Here is a 22906-nt window from a genome sequence, read left to right on the forward strand (position 1 = left end):
AGGAAGACGATGTGCGTGTCCGCAATGGCCTTCCATATCCCCTCGGCACCACCTGGGACGGCGCGGGGGTGAACGTCGCCGTCTTCTCGGCCAATGCGGAGAAGATCGAGCTTTGTCTTTTCGACACCAAGGGAAAGCGCGAGCTCAAGCGTGTCGCCCTGCCGGAATATACCCATGAGGTCTGGCACGGCTATTTCCCCGATTTGCGGCCGGGCCAGGTCTACGGCCTGCGCGCTTACGGCCCCTACGAACCCGGCAGGGGGCATCGCTTCAACCCGAACAAGCTCCTGATCGACCCCTACGCGAAGCTGCTTCTGGGGGATTTACGCTGGCACGATGCCTGTTTCGGCTACCGTGTCGGGTCATCGCGCCAGGACCTTTCCATGGATCGGCGCGACTCCGCCTTCGTCATGCCGAAGTGCGTCGTCACCGACACCGCCACCACCTGGGGGGACGATGTGCGCCCGCAGACGTCCTGGGACAATACGGTGATCTACGAAGCCCATGTGAAGGGCATGACCGCCCTGCACCCGAAAGTGCCCGATCAGCTTCGCGGCACCTTCGGCGGCCTCGCCGACTCCCGTGTCATCGACTACCTGGTCAAGCTCGGAGTCACGGCCATCGAACTGATGCCTGTTCAGGCCTTCTTCGACGACCGGTACCTGGTGGAGAAGCACCTTTCGAACTACTGGGGCTACAACACGATCGGCTTCTTCTCCACGGCATCCCGCTACATATCGCCGGGCGGCGGCGTGCACGAGTTCAAGCGCATGGTGCGCAAGCTGCACGAGGCGGGCATCGAGGTGATCCTCGACGTCGTCTACAACCACACGGCGGAAGGCAACGAGATGGGGCCGACCCTTTCCTTCCGCGGCCTCGACAATGCCAGCTACTACATCCTCGGCGACGACCGGCGTTATTATTTCGACACCACCGGCTGCGGCAACACGTTGAACCTGAAGCACCCGCGCGTCCTACAGATGGTTATGGATTCGCTGCGCTACTGGGTCGAGGAATGCCATGTCGACGGATTCCGCTTCGATCTCGCCGCCGCGCTTGGGCGCGAAAGGGACAGCTTCGAGCCGTCGTCGGTCTTCTTCGACACGGTGCGTCAGGATCCCGTTCTTTCGCGGGTGAAGCTGATCGCGGAACCCTGGGATCTCGGCCCGGACGGGTACCAGCTCGGCAACTTTCCGCCCGGCTGGGCGGAATGGAACGGCGCCTGCCGCGATTGGATCCGCTCTTTCTGGCGCGGCGATGAGCACATAGCGCCCGATCTTTCGAGCGGATTGCTCGGCTCTGCCGCCATGTTCGACCGGCGTGGGCGCCGTCCATGGGCGAGCGTCAACCTAGTCACCGCCCATGACGGTTTCACGCTGGCCGACCTCTACGCCTACAACGAACGCCACAACGAGGCGAACCAGGAGGACAATCGCGACGGCCACGGCGACAACCGCAGCTGGAATTGCGGCGAGGAAGGGCCGACGGAGGACCCCGAGATCCGCGCTCTGAGGGCCAAGATGCGGCGCAACGCCATCGCCACCCTGCTTCTGTCGCAAGGCACGCCGATGATCCTGATGGGAGACGAGGTGGGTCGTACGCAGCACGGCAACAACAACGCCTATTGCCAGGACAACGAGATGAACTGGCTGCCGTGGGAGGACATCGCCGCCGAAGACGAGGCGTTCTTGCAGTTCGTGCGGCGGATGATCGCCTATCGCCGGTCGAGCGTACACCTGAGCGGTAAGTATTTTCTGCACGGCCGGCCGGTCAACGGCGGTTTCCTCGACGTCACATGGCTCGGTCCCTCCGGCGAGCGGATGAGCGACGAGGACTGGCAGGATCCGGGCCTGAAGAGCTTCGGCCTGTTGCATTGCGACGAGCGCCGGGCATGCCTGCTGATCCTGCTGAACGCCTCTCCCGAGCCGATGGAATTTCACCTGCCGCGTGAACTGGGTGTGCCGGGGTGGCAGGTGATCATGCGCACCGAAACCGGCCAGTGGCCGGTCTGGGATGCCATTCGCACGCCGGGCAGCATTCAACTGGCCGAGCGTTCCATGACCATTCTGGAAGGGCGCGGACGATGACGCTTCAGCAGTCCGAATATCGTTGGGGAGTCCGGCTCAACGATGACGGCTCCGCGATTTTCCGCCTCTGGGCGCCTGCGCTCGACCGGCTGAAGCTGAGAACCGGCCAGAAAGACGAGCGGGAGATGGAGCGCCGCGCCGACGGCTGGTTCGCGCTTCGTGTCGACGATCTGGCCGAGGGAACGCAGTATCAGTTCGTCCTGCCCGACGGCATGGCGGTCCCGGATCCCGCCTCGCGCGCACAGGTGTCCGGCGCGCACGGGCCGAGCCTGCTGGTCAGTCCCGACTACGACTGGAAGATGCCCGGCTGGAAGGGGCGTCCCTGGCACGAGGCGGTGGTCTATGAACTCCACCCGGGCACGTTCGCCTCGCCCGGCGGCTTTGAGGGCATCCTCCGCAAGCTCGACCACCTGGCCGAGACCGGCTTTACGGCGATCGAGATCATGCCCGTTGCGGAGTTCTCCGGCAATCGGGGCTGGGGCTATGATGGCGTCCTGCCCTATTGCCCACATTCCGCCTATGGCGGCGTTTCCGGGCTGAAGCATCTGGTTGACGCCGCCCATGAGCGCGGGCTGATGATGATCCTCGACGTGGTCTACAACCATTTCGGGCCGGACGGGAATTATCTCAGCGCCTATGCGCCCGACTTCTTCGACCCCGAACGCCAGACGCCCTGGGGGCCGGCGATCCGCTTCGAGGAACCGGCGGTGCGCGACTTCTTCCTCGATAACCCGATCTACTGGCTCGAGGAATTTCGCTTTGACGGCCTGCGCTTCGACGCCATCGACCAGATCGAGGATCAAAGTGAGACGCCGATCCTGGAGGAAATGGCGCGGCGGGTCCGCGAGCGCTTGGGCGATCGTGCAATCCACCTGATGACGGAAGACGAGCGCAATATCATCGGCCTTCATCCCTATGACGAGGAAAACCGTCCGAAGCTCTTCACAGCCGAATGGAACGACGATTTCCATCACGCCGCCCACTGCATCGCGACGGGCGAGGACGCCGGCTATTATGCGGGCTTTGCGGACGATGCGGTCGGGCATCTGGCACGTGCCCTGGCCGAGGGCTTCTGTTACCAGGGCGAGCCCTACGCGCCCCGTGACGGCCAACCGCGCGGCGAGCCCAGTACGGATCAGCCGCCCGTCGCCTTCGTCGACTTCCTGCAGAACCACGATCAGATCGGCAACCGCGCCTTCGGCGAGCGGCTTACCACCATGGCGGACGAGGAAACCGTCGAGCTGCTGACCGCCGTCCTCCTGCTCAACCCCCAGATCCCGCTCGTCTTCATGGGCGAGGAATATGGCGAGACGAACCCGTTCCTCTTCTTCACCGATTTCCATGGCGAACTGGCCAAGGCGGTGCGTGAGGGGCGGCGCCGCGAATTCGCCTCCTTCAGCCATTTCAGCAAGGAGAATGCCCGGCGCATTCCCGACCCGAATGCGCTGTCCACCTTCGAGGACTCCGCTCTCGATTGGGACCGCGCCAAGACCGAGGCGGGCCAACGCCGGCTGGCGCTCTTCCGCCGGCTCCTCGAGACGCGCCGGAGCCATGTCGTGCCGCTTCTGTCGGGTATGCGATCGATGCAAGGTCAGGCGCAACGGCTGAGCCAGGGGGCGTTCCTGGTGCGCTGGACGACGGATCGTGGCCCGCTTCTCCTGGCTGCGAACTTCGGCACGGATGAAGCCGCATTTGAGGAGCAAACCGACGGTCTGGAACTGGTCTATGAAAGCCGTGACGGTCTTCTTGCCGCGCTTCAGGAAGGGCGGCTTCCACCGCGCGGCGTCATTTTCGCATCGGGAGCCGGGCAATGAGGGATAGCCTCGACCGGCTGGCCGCCGCGCATGGCATCATGCGCACCTACCGCGCGCTCGACGGTACGACGGCGCAAGCCTCCGAGGAGGCGGTCAGGGCGCTTGTGCGGATTCTGGACGGTGAGGGGGAGGACAATCCGCCCCCGCCACCAGGGCGATGGCCGCCCGCGCCGAAGGCGCCGAAGGATGCAGCCTGCTTCATCCCGGATTTCCTGAAAAGGGGCAGAGCATGGGGCATCACCTGCCAGCTCTACAGCCTGCGCTCGGACAGGAACTGGGGTATTGGGGATTTCGAGGATCTTGCCCGGCTGGGCGAGATGGCGGCGCGGAAGGGTGCGGATTTCCTGGGCGTCAATCCGCTGCATGCGCTTTTTCTGGCCGACCCGGAGAGGGCGAGCCCCTTTTCGCCGAGCGACCGCAATTTCCTGAACCCGCTCTATATCGCCGTTGACCGGGTTGACGGTTTCGAGCCTCGGCAGGATAGCGACGAGGCGGCGTTCTCCGCCCTCCATGAGGGCGAACTCGTCGATTACGGTGCCGTGGCCCGTCAGAAGCTGGCAGCCCTTCGCCGTATCTATCAGCGCACAGGCGCTGACGACGACAAGGACTTTGCCGCTTTCCGGGAAGAAGGTGGCGCAGCACTCCGCCGGTTTGCCCTTTTCGAGGCGATCAGCCGAAAGATGGCGGAGCGTGGCTTCGGGGCCGGCTGGCGCTCCTGGCCCGACGAATTGCACGACTGCGAGGGCGAGGCCGTCGAAGAGTTCGCCCGCGCGCACGCGGACGAGATCGATTTCATGGTCTGGCTGCAGTGGGTCGCCGACCGGCAACTCGGCGATGCGGCCGCGCGCCTGCGGGACGCGGGCATGCGCATCGGCCTCTATCTCGATCTTGCGGTCGGCACCGCGCCCGACGGCGCGGCCACCTGGAGCGACCCTATGCTGACGATCGCCGGCGCCGAGATCGGCGCGCCCCCGGACATGTTCAACCCGAACGGCCAGCGGTGGGGGCTGGCGCCGCTCTCGCCGGCGGAGATCGCCGCGCGCGATTTCAAGCCCCTTCGCCGCTCCTACCAAACCATCCTGCGCCACGCCGGCGCGCTGCGCATCGACCACGCCATGAGCCTTTACCGGCTCTTCTGGATCCCGGAAGGTTTTTCGGCAGGCGAGGGGGCCTATGTGCTCTATCCGATGGAGGAGATGGTCCGTACCCTCGCGGCGGTCTCCCAGCGTGCCGGCGTGATCATTATCGGCGAGGATCTGGGCGTGGTGCCACGCGGATTCCGCGCGGCGATGGACCGTGCTGGCCTGCTCGGCTACCGCGTCTTCTATTTCGAGCACGAGGGCCAGGATTTCGTTCTGCCGGAGAAGTGGCCGCGCTCCGCGCTTGCCTGCGTAGGCAGCCACGACACACCGACGCTTGCCGGCTGGTGGAGGTGCAGCGATATCGACACGCGCGCGCGGATCGGGCTTTTCGAACCGGTCGCTGCACGCAAGGAACGTGCGAAGCGTTTGGTGGAGAAGGGACAGGCCCGGGCCCTGCTGCGCGCCCTGGGCATCGACGCGCAGGACGAATTCGACGAGACGGTCGCGGCCGGCATCCACCGGCTTGTCGCAAGCACTCCCGCGCGGCTGTTTGCCGCGCAGATGGAGGATCTTCTGGGCCTTGCCGAGCAGCCGAACATTCCCGGCACCGTCGACGAGCATCCCAACTGGCGCCGGAAGCTTCCCGTGTCCCTGGAGGAAATCGAGGAGGCACCGATGCCGCGCGCCGTGCTTCGCGCCATCGCGGAAGAAAGGCCGCGCACCCCATGAGCTTCCCCCGCGCGACTTACCGGCTGCAGTTCCGCGACGGCATGACCTTCGAACGGGCGGCTCGGATCGTCCCCTATCTGGCCGATCTCGGCATCAGCCATCTTTATGCCTCGCCGATTTTCACCGCCGCTCCGGGCTCCACCCATGGCTATGACGTCGCCGACCATCAGGCGCTCGACCCCGCGCTTGGCGGCGAAGAAGGGTTTGCCCGCCTGGCCGATGCACTGAAGAAGCATGGCCTGGGGCTCATCCTCGACATCGTCCCCAACCACATGGCCGTATCCACCGCCAATCCCTGGTGGCGCGACGTGCTGAAGCATGGCCGGGACAGCGCCTACGCGCATCATTTCGATATCGATTGGGAAGCGCCGAGGCTGCTCCTGCCGATCCTCGGCGAGCCTTACGGCGAGGCGTTGAAGGAGGGCAAGCTGGAGGTGCGGATCGATGAGATGACCGGGGAGCCCGTCATCGGCTACTACGACTTGTCGTTGCCCCTTGCACCCGGTTCTCTTGCCCGGGGTTCGGAGAGGGAGGAGGCCGACTGGAACGAACTGCTCGCCGGCATCAATGCCGACAAGGACCGCCTGCACCAACTCCATGAAGCTCAAGCGTGGTGTCTGGCCTACTGGCGGCTGGCGCGCGAGGCGCTGACCTACCGGCGCTTTTTCGAGATCGCCGATCTGGTGGGCGTGCGGGTGGAGGACGCAGCGGTTTTCGCCGATGTCCATCAGCTACCGCTCCGGCTCGTGCGCGAAGGCATCGTGGACGGGCTGCGCATCGACCATATCGACGGCCTGGCGGATCCGAAGGGGTATCTCACCGATCTGAAAAACGCGTCCGGGCTCGACTGCGTGCTTGTCGAGAAGATCCTGGGGCCGGGGGAGAGCCTGCGTGGCGACTGGGCGTGTGCGGGCACCACCGGTTACGAATTCGCGCGCCTCGTCACCGCGCTGCAGGTCGATCCCCGCGGCCGCGAGGCGATGACGGCGGGCTGGACCGCCTTCACGGGCGACGATCCGGATTTTGCCCGGCAGGCGCTTATCGCCAAGCGGCGCATGCTCACCGTCAATCTCGCCGGAGAACTGTCGGCACTGGTGCGCCTCGCCGAAACGATCGCGGCGGAGGATCTCGCCACCCGCGACTTCGGCCCGGACGCACTGCGGATGGCCATTGTCGAGATCGCGGCGGCCTTGCCCGTCTATCGCACCTATGTCGACCGTGCCGGTCCTTCGGACGAGGACCGCGCCCTCATCGAGGGTGCCGTCGCGCAGGTCGAGCGCGGCCGCGCGGTCGAGGATGACCGGGTCGTTGCCTTCGTGGCGTCGCTGCTGCTCGAACCGGCAGCCGGTTCCAAGGCCCGGAGCACCTTCATCGCGCGGTTCCAGCAGACGACCGGGCCGCTCATGGCCAAGGCGATGGAAGATACGGTCTTCTATCGCTACAACCGGCTGATCGCCCTGAACGAAGTGGGCGCGGAGCCGGATGCCTTCGGAATGGAGCTGGCGGCCTTTCATGGGGCGATGCAGGCGCGGGCGGCGGATGGGGCGCACGGTCTCTCCGCCACAGCGACGCACGACACGAAGCGCGGCGAGGATGCACGCGCGCGGCTTGCCGTCCTGAGCGAGATGCCCTCGGAATGGTCATCCGCCGTCGCGCGCTGGCACGACGCGGCATCCGGGTTGCGTCAGGCGCTGCCGGACGGGCCCGCGCCGGACCCTGGGGCAGAATGGCTGTTCTATCAGGCGCTCGCCGGCGCCTGGCCAGCCGACCTTCCGATGGATGACGAAGTGGGGCTGCAGGCGCTGTCGGAACGGCTTGCCGCCTTCATGACAAAGGCCCTGCGCGAGGCCAAGCAGCGCACGAGCTGGACCGACCCCAACGCGCCCTTCGAGGCGGCGGTCGAGGCCTATGTCCGGCACCTCTTTTCGCCCGCGCGCCGGGCGCTGCTGGAGGATGTGCGCGCGGTCATCGCCACGCTGGAGCCCGCCGGGCTGGTCAACAGCCTTTCGCAACTGGTGCTCAAGCTCACGCTGCCGGGCGTGCCGGACATCTATCAGGGACGTGAGCTGATGGATTTCAGCATGGTCGACCCGGACAACCGGCGGCCGGTCGACTTTGCGCTTCGGGAAACCCTTCTGCAGGAGGTGGGCGCCATGCCCGCCGGCGCGGCGATGGAACGCTGGCGCGAGGGCGTGCCCAAGCTCTGGCTGCTGGAGAAGCTGCTTCTCCTGCGGAGCGAACATGCCGAGCTGTTTGCCGAAGGCGGATACGCGCCGCTCGAGGTGAGCGGCGACAGGGCGCAGAACGTGCTGGCTTTCGCGCGCAGGCAGGGACGCCGCCGGATCGTCGTCGCCGTGCCGCGGCTGGTGCACCGGCTCACGTGCGAAAACGGTTTGTCACGCCTGGCGGAGGCGTTTTCGCAAACCCGCCTGCATCTGCCGACCGGCAAGCCCTTCACGAGCCTGACCGGGGCAAGGATCAAAGATCACCAAACGCCCTTGTCGGCGCTCTGGAGTGATATTCCGGTGGCGGTCCTGATGGCCGAGTAGCACCATCGGCGGCAGCGGCGGCTATTTCCTGTTTTTTCGGGAGGGCGTTTGCTCGGTCTTCGGGTTTGTGGTCCGGCGCGTGCGTTTCGGCGGCTGCGGGACGTCGGCTTCGCCGACCTGCGGGCCGGGCGCGACATCGCTGCCGTCCGGATCGCCGAGGCCATGCGCCAGCGGTTCGGTTTCGCCTTCGCCCGGTTCCGGAACGGCATCCGGCTGGCCGTCTTCTATCTCGCGGCGCGCCTTTTCCCAGTGCTCTTCAGCGCGGTCTGAAGGGCGGCCTTCCTGCTCCCAGATTTCGTAGGCGCGCGCTCTGATCTTGTCTTCGTTTTCTGGGATCATGTCCGGGGTCCTCCGTCTCCGTCCCAATGCTTCTTCCGCCACAAAGGTTCCGCCCAAAAACTGCCTCGGCGTCCCAGCGCGCCGGGAGACGCTCTTGACAAATTCGTGCTGATGTGAAAAATTTTTCATCAACTGATAAAAATATCAAAGCGGTCAGATGGCAGGGCTCGGAGACGGCCAGATCAGGGATAACGACGCCTCCATGGCGGCACGCGCGGCATGGCTGCACTATGCCGGCGGGCTCACCCAGGCGGAGGTCGCCAAACGGCTCGGCCTGACCAGCCTCAAGGCGCACCGCCTGATCACCAGGGCCAACCAGGAAGGGCTGGTAAAGGTCTATATCGACGGCGAGGTTTCCGAGTGCGTGGCGCTGGAGAACGCGCTGTCGGACCGTTACGGGCTCGACTATTGCGAGGTCGTTCCCGATTTCGATGCCGACGATCTGCCGCTCAAGGCGCTCGGCATGGCCGGCGCTCAGTTCCTGAAGCGCGAGATCGAGCGCGGCGAGGAGACGCTGATCGGCGTCGGCCACGGGCGCACGCTGGCCGCTTGCGTGGAATTCCTCCCGAGAACGTCCGCCGGGAAGACGAGATTCGTCTCGCTTCTCGGCGGACTGACCCGCAAGTTCGCTGCCAATCCGCACGACGTCATCCACCGCCTGGCCGAGCGCACCGGTGCCGAGGCCTATGTGATGCCGGTGCCTTTTTTCGCCAATTCCGTCGAGGACCGAACCATTCTTCTCGGCCAGAAGGGCGTCGGCGAGGTCCTGGACCTCGCCAGGGCGGCGAGCCTGCTTCTCGTCGGCATCGGAACGGCCGAGCGCGAGGCCTCGCTGGTGGCCACGGGCCTGCTCGAGAAGGGCGAGCTCGAGGAGATCAAGCGCGATGGCGGGGCAGGGGAGGTGCTCGGCCATTTCTTCGATGAAAACGGCGCCCCGGTCGAGACCGCGCTGTCCGACCGCGCCCTGGCGCTCTCGCGGGAGGAACTGAAAGACCGCAGGATCGTCGCCGTCGCCGGCGGCAAGGTGAAAATCCGCGCCATCCGGTCGGTACTCGAAAGCCGGTACCTGAAAGGAATGATCACAGACGAGCGAACGGCGCGGACGCTCGTGGAGGAGACCCCGGCCGGGTAGCCGGAATGCCGCAAGGCAACTGCCCAGAAAAGTGGAGGAGACATCGATATGTATGAAAAAGAGAAAGACCTCGTAGGTGCATTCCTGCGCGGCCAGGTGGACCGCCGCGGGCTCATCAAGGGCCTGGGCGCGATGGGTGTCACGGCGGCGACCGCCGGCACGCTTCTGAACATGGCGCAGACCCGCGCGCTCGCCCAGGATTTCGACTGGAAGGCGCATCAGGGCAAGACCGTCAAGCTCTTGCTCAACAAGCACCCTTATGCCGATGCGATGATCGCCAACCTCGACAACTTCAAGGAGATGTCGGGGATGAATGTCGAATATGACGTCTTCCCGGAGGACGTCTATTTCGACAAGGTGACGGCGGCCCTGTCCTCGCGCTCGTCGGAATACGACGCCTTCATGACCGGGGCCTACATGACCTGGACCTACGGTCCGGCGGGCTGGATCCCGGATTTGAACGAGTGGATCAACGATCCCGCCAAGACCAATCCGCACTACGCCTGGGACGACATGCTGCCGGGCGTGCGCGCTTCCTGCGCCTGGAACGGACAGCCCGGCGGGGAACTGGGCTCGGCCGATGCCAAGCAGTGGTGCATCCCGTGGGGCTTCGAACAGAACAACCTGTCCTACAACCGGGAGATGTTCGAGAAGGTCGGTGCTGAGGTTCCGGCCAACATGGACGAACTTCTGGAGGTCGCGGCCAAGCTCACCAAGGAGGTGGGCGGCGGTGTCTACGGCATCGGCGTGCGCGGCTCGCGCTCCTGGGCGACGATCCATCCGGGCTTCCTGTCGGCCTATGCCAATTTCGGCCAGAAGGACCTGGCCGTCTCTGGCGACGGCAAGCTGTCGGCGGCCATGAACACGCCCGAATCCAAGGCCTTCCACGCCCAGTGGGTGAAGATGATCCAGGAGAGCGGGCCGAAGGACTGGTCCACCTATACCTGGTATCAGGTGGGCGCGGATCTCGGCGCCGGCGCATCGGCCATGATCTACGACGCCGACATCCTCGGCTATTTCATGAATGGTGGCGACAACAAGATGGCCGGCAAGCTGGCCTATGCGCCCTTCAAGGCCAATCCGGAGGCCGAGGCTCCGACGCCGAACATCTGGATCTGGGCGCTCGCCATGTCAGAGTTCTCGCGTGACAAGGATGCCACCTGGAACTTCCTGCAATGGGCGTCCGGGCCCGAGCACGCGCTGTTCGGGGCAAGGGAGATGGACTTCGTCAATCCCGTCCGCGCCTCGGTCTGGGAGGACGAGATGTTCCGCGAGCGGCTCAACAACGGCTATCCCGGCTATGTCGAGCAGTTCGAGGTGTCGGCGCCGGGCGCCAGCATCAAGTTCACCCCGCAGCCGCTGTTCTTCGATCTCACCACCGAGTGGGCGGCGACCCTGCAGCGCATGGTGGCCAACGAGGTGCCGGTGGACGAAGGGCTCGACCAGCTCGCGGCCAGCCTCGACCGGCAGCTGAAGGACGCCGGCCTCGGCTGACTTGCCGCCAGGCGTCCATAACGCTGGTCCGCGGCCGCTTTTCGGCGGCCGCGGATTCCAGGCCTCTTCGATGAAGGAGCCGGTCTCTCGCGCCCGACCATGGAGTTGGAAATGTCCGTCGCAGCCCCTGTCCGCCGATCCGGATCGGGATTCCGCATCAGCAAGCGCGTTCTGCCCTATGTGCTCAGCCTGCCGGCCCTTCTGGTCTGCATCGGCATCCTGATCCCGTTCATCACGGCGATCGTCTATTCGCTCCAGCGCTACCGGCTGAGCCAGCCCTGGGCGCGGCAGTTCAACTGGGGCGAGAACTACGTCGATTTCCTCTCCGACCCTGCCTTCTGGAACACGCTGCAGATCTCGCTCACCTACGCCGGCCTGACGGTCGTCCTGGAACTCGTGCTGGGGCTCGCCATCGCGCTGCTTTTGCAGAAGCGCACCACGCTCAACAATTTCATTTCCATCATGCTGCTGATGCCGCTGATGACGGCGCCGGCGCTTGCGGCGCTGATGTGGAAACTGATGACCAATCCGGGCTTCGGCATCCTGAGCTATCTCGCCACCCTCGTGGGGCTGGAGGATTTCCGCTGGGCGTCCTCTCCCTCGACGGCGCTCTTCACCGTCGTCCTGGTCGACATCTGGGTCTACACGCCCTTCATGATGATCCTGCTGCTGGCCGGCCTGCGCAGCCTGCCCACGCAGCCCTTCGAGGCCGCAGCGCTCGACGGTGTGCCGCGCAGCTTCGTCTTCTTCCGCATCACGCTGCCGATGCTGATGCCCTACATCCTGACGGCGACACTCTTCCGGCTGCTCGATTCCATCCAGCAGTTCGACATCATCTACGCCATGACCCAGGGCGGCCCCGGCAACAAGCTGACGGTCTTCCAGGTCGAGGCCTATCTGAACTTCTTCCAGTCGACCAATGTCGGCCGTTCGGCGGCACTCCTGCTCGTCCTGTGGGCGATCACCTTCTTCCTTTCCAACATTTTCGTCAAAAACTGGCTGCGCCTGCGCGAGCGGGCGCACGGCGAGGCGTGAGGAGGGCGGCGTCATGCAACACACATCGATCCTCGAGCGGCTCCTGCGCGGCATCGCGCTGACCCTTGTCGTCGTTTTCTTCATGTTCCCGATCGTCTGGATCGTTCTCATGTCCTTCCAGACGAACGAGACGATCCTGTCGATCCCGCCCTCGGTCGTCTTCGAGCCGACGCTTTCCAACTACAAGGCGCTGATCACCGGCAGGCTGGAAACGGCGGCGGGTACGCTCGACATCGCCTTCATGCGGAACCTGTGGAACTCGGTCATCCTGTCGGTGTCTTCGGTGGCGCTGGCGCTGCTCCTCGGCGTGCCGGCGGCCTACGCCTTCGCGCGGCACAAGTTCCGCGGTTCGGAGGACATCGCCTTCACGCTTCTGTCCTTCCGCTTCGCGCCGCCGCTGCTGGTCGTCCTGCCGCTGACCATCTACTTCCAGCAGATCGGGCTGGCCGACACCTATATCGGGCTCGTCTGGGTCTACCAGCTCATCTGCCTGCCGCTCATCCTGTGGATCGTGCGCGGCTATTTCGAGGATATCTCCGCCGACATCGAATATGCCTACCGCATCGGCGGCCATTCCTGGTTCGCCACCTTCCGCAAGATCGCGCTGCCGCTCGCGGGGCCGGGCATCGCCGCAGCGGGGTTGCTCGCCTTCATCTTCGCGTGGAACAATTTCGTCTTCGCGCTGGTGCTGGCCTCGGCCGACAAGCAGCCGGTGACGGTCGGTGCGCTCGCCTTCGTCACGGCGTCGGGCATCCAGTACGGGCAGATCGCCGCGGCGATCGTGCTGTCCATCGCACCGACGCTGGCGCTCGCCCTCTACGCGCAACGTTATCTCGTCGAAGGCCTGTCCCTCGGCGCGGTGAAAGGATAACGGCCATGGCAACGCTGGAACTCAAGAACATCGTCAAGCGCTTCAAGGGCCAGACCGTGCTCGACGATTTGACCCTGTCGGTGGCCGACGGGCGGACGCTGGTGCTCTTCGGCCCCTCCGGAGCCGGCAAGACGGTGCTTCTGCGCCTGATCGCCGGCGTCATCGACCCGGACGAGGGGCGCGTTCTCATCGGCGGCGAGGACATGACCGATGTCGACGCGGAGTATCGCGGCATCGGCATGGCCTTCCAGAATTTCGCCCTGTTCCCGCACATGACGGCGTTCGAGAACATCGCCAGCCCGCTTCAGGCGCGCAAGGCTTCGCAAGGGTCCATCCGTGCCGGGGTCGAGAAGGTGGCGCGGCTTCTGAAGATCGATCACGTGCTGAGCCACAGGCCGAAGGCGCTCTCCAACGGCCAGAAGCAGCGCACCGCGCTCGCCCGGGCACTGGTCGCCTCGCCGCCGCTGCTTCTCCTCGATGATCCTCTGCGCAATGTCGATGCGAAGCTGCGCTTCGAGATGCGGCTGGAACTGCCGCGGCTCTTGGCCGATCGCGGCGCCACGGTGATCTATGTGACCCAGGACTACAAGGAAGCGATGGCGCTCGGCGACCGCATCGCGGTGATGAACGAGGGGCGCCTTTGCCAGCTCGGCACGCCGGAGCAGATCTACAGGGAGCCGGCGGACATGGAGATCGCGCGGCTCTTCGGCGATCCGACCATCAACCTCCTCGACGTGAAGCCGGCCCGGGACGGGCGTGGCGTCTCGGTCGGCCTTTCCGGCGTGCAGGTGCATCTGCCGGATGCGCCGTCGGAGGCGGTCGGCCGCGATTGCGTGATCGGTCTGCGGCCCGAAGCGCTGTCCTTCGTCGAGGAAGGGGCGGCCGGCGCCTTCCCGGTGACGGTCGAGGCAGAGACCCCGCTCAACGAGAAATCCGTGACGCTGGTGCGCACCGCGCGCGGCCGCGAAATCCTGGTCTCGCGTCCGGCCGGCACGCCCGGTCCCGCCGAAGGGGAGGCATTCATCGCCGTCGACGGCGCAAGCGCGCTTCTGTTCGACCGCATCAGTGGCGAGCGCTTCGGCGCGAACCGGACGATCCCGTTCAGGAGAGGAGAGGCGGCATGAGCGAATCCGTGCTTTCCATCGACCAGGTCGACAAGTTCTATGGGCCGATCAGCAGCGGCGTGCATGCGGTGAAGGATCTGACGATGGAGATCAAGAAGGGCGAGATCGTCGCGCTTCTAGGGTCTTCGGGCTGCGGCAAGACATCCACCCTGCGCATGATCGCCGGCTTCGAGGAGGCCTCGCGCGGCACGATTTCCATCAAGGGGCGTAAAGTGCATCGCCTGCCGCCCGTCAAGCGCAACGTCGCCATGGCCTTCGAGGGCTATTCGCTCTATCCGCCGCTGACGGTGAAGGAGAACATCGCCTTCGCGCTGAAAGCCCGCCGCATCCCGCAGGCGGAAGTGGAGGAGAAGGTCGCCGAAATCGCGAAACTGCTCGAGATCGAGGATATTCTCGGGCGTTATCCCTCGTCGATTTCCGGCGGTCAGCAGCAGCGCGCGAGCCTCGGCCGGGCGCTGATCCGCGAAGCGGACCTGCACCTCCTCGATGAACCCATGGGGCAGCTCGAGCCGCAGCTCAGGGCGCTCCTGCGCGGGCGCATCAAGCATTTCATCAAGGAGCGGGGCCTGACGGCCATCCTCGTCACCCACGACCAGACCGAGGCCAACGCGCTCGCCGACCGCATCGCTGTCATGGAAGGTGGCGTGCTGCAGCAGTTCGACACGCCGCAGGCCATCAAGGAGCGGCCCGCCAATCTCTTCACCGGTACCTTCATCGGTGAGCCGCCGATGAACGTGTTCGAGGCCTCGGTGAAGGGGAAGGGCGGGCGCCTGACCCTGGGCCTCGAAGGCGGTTTCTCGCTCGATTACGAAGAATCGGCCTTCGCCCCGCAGGTGCGCGATGCGCTCTTTCAGCGCGGACGCGTCGTCGTCGGCGTGCGGCCCTATGCGGTTCACCGGAGCGAGAACGGCGCGCCGGCAAGCGTGGCGGCCAACCAGTGGCTCGGCGACCAGACCCACATCGCGGCCGATTTCGCCGGCGGCTCCATCGTGCTGGTCGAGCACGACCGCACGCGGCTGTCGCCCGGCGATCCGATCACAATCCGCATAGACCCGGGCGATCTGCACATCTTCGACGCGGCAAGCGGTGCGGCCGTCTCCCATGGCGGGGAGCTCGCCGCATGAAAGACGTGCTGATCGGCATCGATGCGGGCACTTCGGTCATCAAGTCGGTGGCCTTTGACGCGGCGGGCCGGCAGATCGCCATGGCCGCCGTGCCGAACCGCTACGAGACCTTGCCGGGCGGCGGTGCCGAACAGGACCCGGCGCGCACCTGGACCGATACCGCCGAGACCCTGCGCCAGCTTGCCGAGAAGGTGCCGGATCTGGCCGGCCGCACGGCGTCCGTCGCGGTGACGGGGCAGGGCGACGGCACCTGGCTGATCGACGGCGAAGGCGAGCCGGTCGGAAACGGCTGGCTGTGGCTCGATGCGCGCGCGGCGGACATCGTCGAGGAGATGCGGGCCGGAACGGACGATCGCGCGCGCTTCGAGTCCACGGGCAGCGGGCTCGCCGCCTGCCAGCAGGGCCCGCAGCTCATCTGGATGAAGCGTCACGCACCGGAGACCCTTGCGCGCGCGGAAACCGCCTTTCACTGCAAGGACTGGCTCTACTTCCGCCTGACCGGTGAGCGTGCCTGCGATCCTTCCGAAAGCACCTTCACCTTCGGCGATTTCCGCACGCGCGCCTACAACGCGGAAGTCGTGGCCGCCCTCGGCCTTGAGGATCTGCGCCGCCTTCTCCCCGAGACCGTCGACGGCACGAGGTATCATGCACCGCTTTCGCACGAAGCCGCACGCGCCACAGGCCTTCACGCGGGAACGCCGGTGGTCCTGGGCTACGTGGACGTGGTGTGCACGGCCCTGGGCGGCGGGCTTTACCAGGGGGATGTCTCGCCGGGCTGCACGGTGATCGGCTCGACGGGCATGCATATGCGGCTCGTTCGCGGGGCCGAGAACGTGCATCTCAACGACGACGCCACCGGCTACACCATGACGATGCCGATCGACGGGGTCTACGCGCAGATGCAGTCGAACATGGCGGCGACGCTCAACATCGACTGGGTGCTGGGGCTCGCGGAAAGCATCCTCGCCACCCAGGGCATCGAGCGCACGCGCGCGCAGATGATCGCCCTGGTGGACGCGTGGATCGAGGAGGCCCGGCCGGCCGCGCTTCTCTACCAGCCCTACGTGTCGGAGGCGGGGGAGCGGGGGCCTTTCGTGGATGCCAACGCGCGGGCCGGATTCCTCGGCATCTCCAGTCGGCATTCCTATGCCGACATGGTGCGCTCCGTGTTCGAGGGTCTCGCCTTCGCCTCGCGCGACTGTTACGGGGCGATGGGGCCGGTGCCCGGGGAGGTCATGCTTCTGGGCGGCGCGGCGCGTTCGGCCGCGCTGCGCAGGATTCTCGCCGCCGTCCTCGGCGCGCGGGTGCGCACCAGCCAGCGCGAGGAGGCGGGGGCCGCGGGCGCGGCCATGATCGCCGCCGTTTCCGTCGGCGCCTATCCGTCGATGGACGCCTGCGTCGGCGAATGGGTAACGCCGCTGCTCAATCCGGCGGAGGCGCCCGACGCGGCGCTCTCTTCGATCTACGAGCGTGCCTTTCCGGCATACGAGCAGGCGCGGCGCGCGCTCAGGCCGGTCTGGCGTACAATGGCTGCATCACGGGAAGGGTGAATGAACAGGAAGATCGCAATTATCGGCGACCGTTTCATGCTGCCGGAGGTTTTTCGGGACAAGATCACCGAGGCTTGCGGCAACGGTCTCGACATCCATACGCATACCCAGGCCTGGCCCGACGAGCCCATGGAGCACGGCTATGCGGCCGCCGGTCTCGACGGGCTGAAGGAATATTTCGGGAAACCGGACGAAATCGTTGACTTTATTGGCGATGCGGAGGTTCTCGTCACCCATCTGGCGCCGCTTTCGGCCGGCATTCTCGACCGCCTTCCGGCGCTGAAGCTCGTTGCCGTCTCCCGCGGCGGGCCGGTCAACATCGACATGGAAGCCGCGCGCTCCCATGGCGTTACGGTCGTCAATGTGCCCGGCCGCAACGCGTCCGCCGTGGCCGAATTCACGATCGGCGCCATTTTGACCGAGACGCGGCTCATCCGTGTCGGCCACGAGGCGCTGCGCGAGGGAATCTGGCGCGGCGACCTCTACCGCGCCGACAGGACCGGGCGGGAGCTGAGCGAGATGACCGTCGGCGTCATCGGCTACGGCAATATCGGCACCCGGGTGGTGCGGCTTCTGCGTGCCTTCGGTTGCAGGATCCTGGTCGCGGACCCTTACGTGCAGCTGTCGGCGGAGGACCGGGGGACCGGCGTCGAGCATGTCGGCCTCGACGATCTCCTGGCGTGCTCCGACGTGGTGACGCTGCATCCGCGTGTCACCGAGGAGACGCGCCACATGATCAACGCGGACACGCTGGCGAAGATGAAGCAAGGCGCGCTCCTGGTGAACACGGCGCGCGGGCCGCTCGCCGACTACGACGCGCTCTACGAGGCACTCGCCTCCGGCCATCTCGGCGGTGCCATGCTGGAAACATTCGCGGTCGAACCGGTGCCGCCGGACTGGCCGCTGCTGAAGCTGCCCAACGTCACGCTCACGCCGCACATCGCCGGCGCTTCGGTGCGCACCGTCACCTACGCGGCCGAAAGGGCGGCGGAGGAGGTACGCCGCTATTTGGCCGGCGAGCCGCCGGTCAATCCATGCTGAAGAAACGAAGGTTCGATCAAGGCGAAGGGAGGTGAGGCGGCTTGCCGGCCGCCGGAACGGGCAGATCATAATGCGGAAAGAGACCCATGACTGACAGCGCGGTCGTCGACCTTTTCGTCATCGGCGGCGGGGTGAACGGCACCGGGATCGCGCGCGATGCGGCCGGGCGCGGGCTCTCCGTCGTCTTGTGCGAAAAGGACGACCTTGCAGAGGGCACGAGCTCGCGCTCGGGCAAGCTGGTGCATGGCGGCCTGCGCTATCTCGAATATTACGAGTTCCGGCTCGTGCGCGAGGCGCTGATCGAGCGCGAGGTGCTCCTGGAATCGGCGCCACACATCATCTGGCCCATGCGCTTCGTGCTGCCGCACAGCCCGGACGACCGTCCCGCCTGGCTGATTCGCCTCGGCCTGTTCCTTTACGATCACCTCGGCGGCCGCAAGCGCCTTCCCGGCACCCGCGTGCTCGATCTGCAAACGGCGCCCGAGGGCGCACCGCTGAACGCCGCTTTCACACGGGCGTTCGAATATTCCGACTGCTGGGTCGACGATGCGCGGCTGGTGGTCCTGAATGCGCTCGACGCGAAGGAAAAGGGGGCCAGAATCCTTCCGCGGACCGCCTGCACGATGGCACGGCGGGAGGGCGGCGTTTGGCGCATCGAGATGCAGGATACCCGAACGGGCCTCAGATCGACGGTGCGGGCGCGATCGCTCGTCAACGCGGCCGGCCCCTGGGTCAACGATGTCGTCGGGCGTGTGGCCGGGCTCAACACGCGCCGCAACGTCCGGCTGGTAAAGGGCAGCCACATCATCGTGCCGAAATTCTGGGAAGGGCGTCAGGCCTATCTCATTCAGAACAGGGACAGGCGGGTGGTCTTCGTCAATCCCTACCAGGACGATCTCGCGTTGATCGGAACGACCGACATCCCCTATGAGGGCAAGCCGGAGGACGTGGCGGCCGACGATAGCGAGATCGATTACCTGATCGCCGTGGTGAACCGCTACTTCAAGCACCAGATCGCGCGCGGCGACCTCGTGCACAGCTTCTCCGGCGTGCGTCCGCTCTACGACGACAATGCCGACAATCCGAGCGCGGTGACGCGCGACTACATCTTCGAGCTGGACGGTGCCGCGGGTGCCGCCCCGATGCTTTCCGTCTTCGGCGGCAAGATCACCACCTTCCGGAAGCTCGCAGAGCACGCCCTTGAAAAGCTCCAGCCGTTCTTTCCCACGATGGGCGAGGCATGGACGGCGGGGGCCCATCTGCCGGGCGGCGACATCGCGCAAGCCGATTTCGACCGGTTCCTGGACGATCTGCATGCGGCCTATCGCTGGCTGCCGCCAAGGCTGGTCAAGCACTATGCGCGCCTTTACGGCACGCGGACGCACCAACTGCTGCGGGGTGCTGCCGCGCTTGCCGACCTCGGGGCGAAATTCGGTCCGGACTTCTACGAGCGCGAGGCGCTCTTTCTTGCCGAACACGAATGGGCGGTGACACACGAGGATATCCTCGACCGCCGCACCAAGCACGGGCTGCACATGTCGAAAACGGAGCGCGAGGCTTTTGCCTCCTGGTGTAATGAACGCATGGCCGAGGTGAGTTGATGACGGTACGAGACGAGGCGGATTTCACGGCTGAGTTCGATGGCCTGCGGGCGCTTTCGGCGCGGGTGGGGGGCGATCCGCTCCTGGTCCAGGCGGCGGGGGGCAACACCTCGATCAAGCGGGACGGCACTTTGTGGATCAAGGCGTCGGGCACATGGCTCGCCAATGCGCTTTCCGACGATATCTTCGTGCCGGTCGCAATGACGCCGCTGCTCGATTGCGTCGAGAGGGACGATCCGGCGGCGGAAAAGGCGCAGAGCTTTGTGATCGCGGCCGAGAACCCCTCCGGGTTGAGGCCGTCGATCGAGACCACCGTCCATTCGGCCATGCCGCAGAAGATCGTCGTGCATGTCCATTGCGTCGACACCATCGCGGTTGCGGTGCGGCGCGAGGCCGAAGCGATTCTCGAGCGGCGCCTCGAGGGCATGAACTGGGCGTTCGTTCCCTACGCCCGGCCCGGCCTGCCGCTGGCGCATGCGATCCGTGAGCGCCTGCGGCCGGGCATCGACGTGCTGGTGCTCGGCAACCACGGGCTGGTGGTGGCCGCCGAGACGGTGGCCGATGCCGCCGCGCTCCTGGAGCGGGTCTGTGCGCGGCTGGGGCAGCCCAGGCGAGAAGCGCCCCCAGCCGATGAGGAGGCGCTCAAGGATGTGGCGGCGGGAAGCGGCTATCGCCTGCCGCAGATGGCCGAGGCGCATGCCGTCGGCACCGATCGGCAAAGCTGCCGGATCGCCGCCGGCGGCAGCCTTTACCCCGATCACGTCATCTTCCTGGGGCCGGGCTCCGTCGTGGCGGACGAAGGGGAGACGGCTGCGGACATCACCGCGGCCGCAAAGGCCGCCGGCCTGCCAAAACCCGCCTCGATCCTCTTTCCGGGCAAGGGGGTTCTCATGCGCGAGGACGCCTCGGCCGGCGCGGAGGCGCTGGCGCGCTGCCTTGCCGAGGTAACCGCGCGGATGGGCGAAGACGCCCGGCCGCGCTATCTGAGCGAGGGGGAAAACGCCGAGTTGCTCGATTGGGACGCGGAGAAATACAGGCAGATGCTGGACAGTCGCGCAGGGGCGGGCCGCACATGACCGACAGCCCGCTTTTCATCGGTCTCGATGTCGGCACGTCGGGCGCGCGCGCCATCGCCGTCGACCGCGCGCGGGCGATCGTCGCGCAAGGGGCGGCGCGCATGGCCGACTTCGGCGACGACCATCGTTCGCCCGATATCTGGTGGGCGGCGGCGACGCGGGCGCTCGCCACCATTCTTGCCGCAATACCCGCGCAGTCCGTGCGCGCCATTGCCGTGGACGGGACGTCGGGAACCATGCTGCCCGTCGATGGCGCCGGAACGCCGCTCACGCAACCGCTGATGTACAACGATCCCGTGGCCGATCCGGCGCTGGTCCAGGCGGTGGGGGACGCCGCACCGGCCACGAGTGCCGCCCACGGCGCGACCTCGGGGCTTGCCAAGACGCTCGCCTTCCAGGACGTGCCAGGGGCGGTCCGCGTCATTCATCAGGCCGACTGGATCGCCGGCCGGCTGTCGGGCCGGTTCGATGTCAGCGACGAGAACAACGCGCTGAAGACAGGCTACGACCCGGTCGTGCGCTGCTGGCCGGACTGGCTGGAGGCGGCCGGTGCCCGCCGCGCGATGCTGCCGGAAGTGCTGGCCCCGGGAACGCCGGTGGGGCGGATCACGGAGGAAGCGGCGGCCGAATTCGGACTGCCGGGCGAGACAATCCTCGTGACCGGCACGACCGACGGCTGTGCCTCGTTCCTGGCGACCGGGGCGGCGGAGATCGGCGACGCGGTAACCGCACTCGGGAGCACGCTGACGGTGAAGATGCTGTGCGACCGGCCGATCTTTGCGCCGGAATACGGCGTCTATAGCCACCGCTTCGGCGACCGCTGGCTTGCCGGCGGCGCCTCGAACACCGGCGGCAACGTGCTTGCGGCGTTCTTCACGCCGGATGAGCTCGCCGCCCTTTCCGAAAGGATCGACGCGGCTTCCGATAGCGGCCTCGACTATTATCCGCTCTTGAAGAAGGGCGAGCGATTTCCCGTCAACGACCCGGAGCTTGCGCCGCGGCTCGAACCGCGCCCGGCCGATGACGCGGCTTTCCTGCAGGCGCTTTTCGAGGGCATGGCGGCCGTCGAGGCCCTCGGCTACCGGCGGCTTGCAGAACTGGGCGCGCCGCCCCTTGCCAGCCTGCGCACGGTCGGCGGCGGGGCGCGCAACCCTCAATGGGCCGAAATCCGCGCCCGCAAGCTCGGCGTGCCGTTTCGGGAGTCACGCTCGGAAGAGGCGGCGGCCGGAACCGCCTTCCTGGCGCTCGAAGGCGCGGAAAAGGCGGGGCTGGCATGAACGCGATGGGCGGGCCCACGGTGATCGATCTGAAGGCGCTTTCCGAGCGCTTCGACATCTTCCTTCTCGATCAGTTTGGGGTTCTGCACGACGGGAATGCCGCCTATCCCGGCGCGGTGGAGGCGCTCGCGCACCTCAAGGCGGCCGGCAAGCGGGTGGTTCTTCTGTCCAACTCCGGCAGGCGTGCCGGGCCCAACGAGGGGCGCCTGGAGCGCCTCGGCTTCCCGCGTGCAAGCTGGGACCGGTTGGTGACCTCCGGCGAGGTGGCGTGGCATCTGCTTTCGGGCCACGGGCCGGAAAAGCGCATCCCGCCGGGTTCGCGGTGCCTTTATTTCGCGCGCGACGGGGACCGTACGGCGGTCGAGGGGCTCGACCTTCAGCTGGTGGAGGACGGAGCGGACGCCGATCTCGTGCTCATCGCCGGCAGTGAGGCGGATCGCCTGACGCTCGACGACTATCGCGGGATGCTCGCGCCGGCCGCGGCCAGGGACGTCCCTTGCATGTGCACCAATCCGGACAAGATCATGCTGACGACCTCGGGGCCGCGCCCCGGCGCCGGGCGGATCGCGGAGATCTACACAGAGCTCGGCGGAAAGGTGCGGTGGATCGGCAAACCCTTCAAGGAAATCTATCAGGCCGCGCTCGACGCCCTCGGCAATCCCGATCCGGCGCGCGTGGTCTGCGTGGGGGACAGCGTCGAGCACGACATCGCCGGCGGCCACGGCGCGGGACTTGCCACGGCGCTGGTGCGCTCGGGCATCCTGGCGGATCTGCCCGCCGAGGCGCTTTCCGCGCTCTACCGGGAACACGGCGCCGCCCCGGAGTTTGTCCTTCCCGGCTTTTATTGGACCGCCGGCTAAGGCCGGTGCCGGTATTCGGTGTATCCATCCTGATCCTGTCGAGGGAGACGGCATCCCGCCCTCGTGGTTCGGCAGGCTCACCATGAGGGTTCGGCAGGCTCACCATGAGGACTGACGTTTG

17 protein-coding genes are annotated in these 22906 nt (G+C 66.4%); 16 read left to right on the forward strand and 1 reads right to left on the reverse strand.

Features of this window, described 5'->3' with window-relative positions; genetic code table 11:
- The first annotated feature begins 11 nt into the window (after positions 1–11).
- The 4 genes from glgX to treY are packed head-to-tail and all read left to right on the forward strand — an operon-like array spanning position 12 to position 8261.
- Complete coding sequence (gene glgX / locus SIN08_RS13345; protein WP_322452060.1) at positions 12–2087, forward strand: glycogen debranching protein GlgX; 2076 nt, start codon at positions 12–14, stop codon at positions 2085–2087.
- The gene (gene treZ, locus SIN08_RS13350; protein ID WP_322452061.1) at positions 2084–3901 is read left to right on the forward strand and encodes a malto-oligosyltrehalose trehalohydrolase; all 1818 of its coding nucleotides are present in this window, start codon (positions 2084–2086) and stop codon (positions 3899–3901) included. Before glgX ends, treZ begins: the two co-directional genes overlap by 4 nt.
- A complete protein-coding gene (gene malQ, locus SIN08_RS13355) occupies positions 3898–5712 on the forward strand; it encodes a 4-alpha-glucanotransferase (protein ID WP_322452062.1) in 1815 nt (604 codons plus the stop codon). The genes treZ and malQ overlap by 4 nt, the downstream gene beginning before the upstream one ends.
- The gene (treY, locus tag SIN08_RS13360; RefSeq protein WP_322452063.1) at positions 5709–8261 is read left to right on the forward strand and encodes a malto-oligosyltrehalose synthase; all 2553 of its coding nucleotides are present in this window, start codon (positions 5709–5711) and stop codon (positions 8259–8261) included. Before malQ ends, treY begins: the two co-directional genes overlap by 4 nt.
- A 21-nt stretch (positions 8262–8282) precedes the next feature.
- Here the strand turns inward: treY and SIN08_RS13365 are convergent, their stop codons facing one another.
- Positions 8283–8729 carry a DUF2934 domain-containing protein gene (locus SIN08_RS13365; RefSeq protein WP_322452168.1) on the reverse strand — a complete coding sequence of 149 codons (447 nt, stop codon included), beginning with the start codon at positions 8727–8729 and terminating at the stop codon, positions 8283–8285.
- 28 nt (positions 8730–8757) lie between these two features.
- Here SIN08_RS13365 and SIN08_RS13370 point away from each other — a divergent pair, with 28 nt between their 5' ends.
- From SIN08_RS13370 to SIN08_RS13425, 12 genes are all read left to right on the forward strand, one after another.
- Positions 8758–9732 carry a sugar-binding transcriptional regulator gene (locus SIN08_RS13370; RefSeq protein WP_322452064.1) on the forward strand — a complete coding sequence of 325 codons (975 nt, stop codon included), beginning with the start codon at positions 8758–8760 and terminating at the stop codon, positions 9730–9732.
- 48 nt (positions 9733–9780) lie between these two features.
- Complete coding sequence (locus SIN08_RS13375) at positions 9781–11226, forward strand: ABC transporter substrate-binding protein (protein ID WP_322452065.1); 1446 nt, start codon at positions 9781–9783, stop codon at positions 11224–11226.
- Between the two features lie 111 nt (positions 11227–11337).
- Positions 11338–12261, forward strand: a complete 924-nt coding sequence (locus tag SIN08_RS13380) for a sugar ABC transporter permease (RefSeq protein WP_322452066.1) — start codon at positions 11338–11340, stop codon at positions 12259–12261.
- 13 nt (positions 12262–12274) lie between these two features.
- A complete protein-coding gene (locus SIN08_RS13385; RefSeq protein ID WP_322452067.1) occupies positions 12275–13132 on the forward strand; it encodes a carbohydrate ABC transporter permease in 858 nt (285 codons plus the stop codon).
- Between the two features lie 5 nt (positions 13133–13137).
- A complete protein-coding gene (locus SIN08_RS13390; RefSeq protein ID WP_322452068.1) occupies positions 13138–14256 on the forward strand; it encodes an ABC transporter ATP-binding protein in 1119 nt (372 codons plus the stop codon).
- Positions 14253–15380 (forward strand): ABC transporter ATP-binding protein, encoded by a 1128-nt coding sequence (locus SIN08_RS13395; protein WP_322452069.1) that lies wholly within the window; start codon positions 14253–14255, stop codon positions 15378–15380. The genes SIN08_RS13390 and SIN08_RS13395 overlap by 4 nt, the downstream gene beginning before the upstream one ends.
- Positions 15377–16930, forward strand: a complete 1554-nt coding sequence (locus SIN08_RS13400; RefSeq protein WP_322452070.1) for an FGGY-family carbohydrate kinase — start codon at positions 15377–15379, stop codon at positions 16928–16930. Before SIN08_RS13395 ends, SIN08_RS13400 begins: the two co-directional genes overlap by 4 nt.
- A complete protein-coding gene (locus SIN08_RS13405) occupies positions 16931–17971 on the forward strand; it encodes a 2-hydroxyacid dehydrogenase (protein WP_322452071.1) in 1041 nt (346 codons plus the stop codon).
- 86 nt (positions 17972–18057) lie between these two features.
- Positions 18058–19572, forward strand: a complete 1515-nt coding sequence (locus tag SIN08_RS13410) for a glycerol-3-phosphate dehydrogenase (protein WP_322452072.1) — start codon at positions 18058–18060, stop codon at positions 19570–19572.
- The gene (locus SIN08_RS13415; RefSeq protein ID WP_322452073.1) at positions 19572–20648 is read left to right on the forward strand and encodes a class II aldolase/adducin family protein; all 1077 of its coding nucleotides are present in this window, start codon (positions 19572–19574) and stop codon (positions 20646–20648) included. Before SIN08_RS13410 ends, SIN08_RS13415 begins: the two co-directional genes overlap by 1 nt.
- Positions 20645–21925, forward strand: coding sequence for an FGGY-family carbohydrate kinase (locus SIN08_RS13420; RefSeq protein ID WP_322452074.1), 1281 nt, complete (start codon positions 20645–20647; stop codon positions 21923–21925). The genes SIN08_RS13415 and SIN08_RS13420 overlap by 4 nt, the downstream gene beginning before the upstream one ends.
- Positions 21922–22785 (forward strand): TIGR01459 family HAD-type hydrolase, encoded by an 864-nt coding sequence (locus tag SIN08_RS13425; protein WP_416208063.1) that lies wholly within the window; start codon positions 21922–21924, stop codon positions 22783–22785. Before SIN08_RS13420 ends, SIN08_RS13425 begins: the two co-directional genes overlap by 4 nt.
- The last annotated feature ends 121 nt before the right edge of the window (positions 22786–22906 follow it).

This window comes from Chelativorans sp. M5D2P16 (genome assembly GCF_034427935.1).
Lineage (GTDB): Bacteria > Pseudomonadota > Alphaproteobacteria > Rhizobiales > Rhizobiaceae > Chelativorans.

Coding starts and splice junctions, on each gene's coding strand:
- SIN08_RS13380 (WP_322452066.1), top strand. CDS start 11,338: ATGTCCGTCGCAGCCCCTGTCCGCCGATCCGGATCGGGATTCCGCATC.
- SIN08_RS13390 (WP_322452068.1), top strand. CDS start 13,138: ATGGCAACGCTGGAACTCAAGAACATCGTCAAGCGCTTCAAGGGCCAG.
- SIN08_RS13425 (WP_416208063.1), top strand. CDS start 21,922: ATGAACGCGATGGGCGGGCCCACGGTGATCGATCTGAAGGCGCTTTCC.
- SIN08_RS13375 (WP_322452065.1), top strand. CDS start 9,781: ATGTATGAAAAAGAGAAAGACCTCGTAGGTGCATTCCTGCGCGGCCAG.
- SIN08_RS13415 (WP_322452073.1), top strand. CDS start 19,572: ATGACGGTACGAGACGAGGCGGATTTCACGGCTGAGTTCGATGGCCTG.
- SIN08_RS13400 (WP_322452070.1), top strand. CDS start 15,377: ATGAAAGACGTGCTGATCGGCATCGATGCGGGCACTTCGGTCATCAAG.
- treZ (WP_322452061.1), top strand. CDS start 2,084: ATGACGCTTCAGCAGTCCGAATATCGTTGGGGAGTCCGGCTCAACGAT.
- SIN08_RS13365 (WP_322452168.1), bottom strand. CDS start 8,729: ATGAAAAATTTTTCACATCAGCACGAATTTGTCAAGAGCGTCTCCCGG.
- SIN08_RS13395 (WP_322452069.1), top strand. CDS start 14,253: ATGAGCGAATCCGTGCTTTCCATCGACCAGGTCGACAAGTTCTATGGG.
- malQ (WP_322452062.1), top strand. CDS start 3,898: ATGAGGGATAGCCTCGACCGGCTGGCCGCCGCGCATGGCATCATGCGC.
- SIN08_RS13410 (WP_322452072.1), top strand. CDS start 18,058: ATGACTGACAGCGCGGTCGTCGACCTTTTCGTCATCGGCGGCGGGGTG.
- SIN08_RS13385 (WP_322452067.1), top strand. CDS start 12,275: ATGCAACACACATCGATCCTCGAGCGGCTCCTGCGCGGCATCGCGCTG.
- SIN08_RS13405 (WP_322452071.1), top strand. CDS start 16,931: ATGAACAGGAAGATCGCAATTATCGGCGACCGTTTCATGCTGCCGGAG.
- SIN08_RS13370 (WP_322452064.1), top strand. CDS start 8,758: ATGGCAGGGCTCGGAGACGGCCAGATCAGGGATAACGACGCCTCCATG.
- SIN08_RS13420 (WP_322452074.1), top strand. CDS start 20,645: ATGACCGACAGCCCGCTTTTCATCGGTCTCGATGTCGGCACGTCGGGC.
- treY (WP_322452063.1), top strand. CDS start 5,709: ATGAGCTTCCCCCGCGCGACTTACCGGCTGCAGTTCCGCGACGGCATG.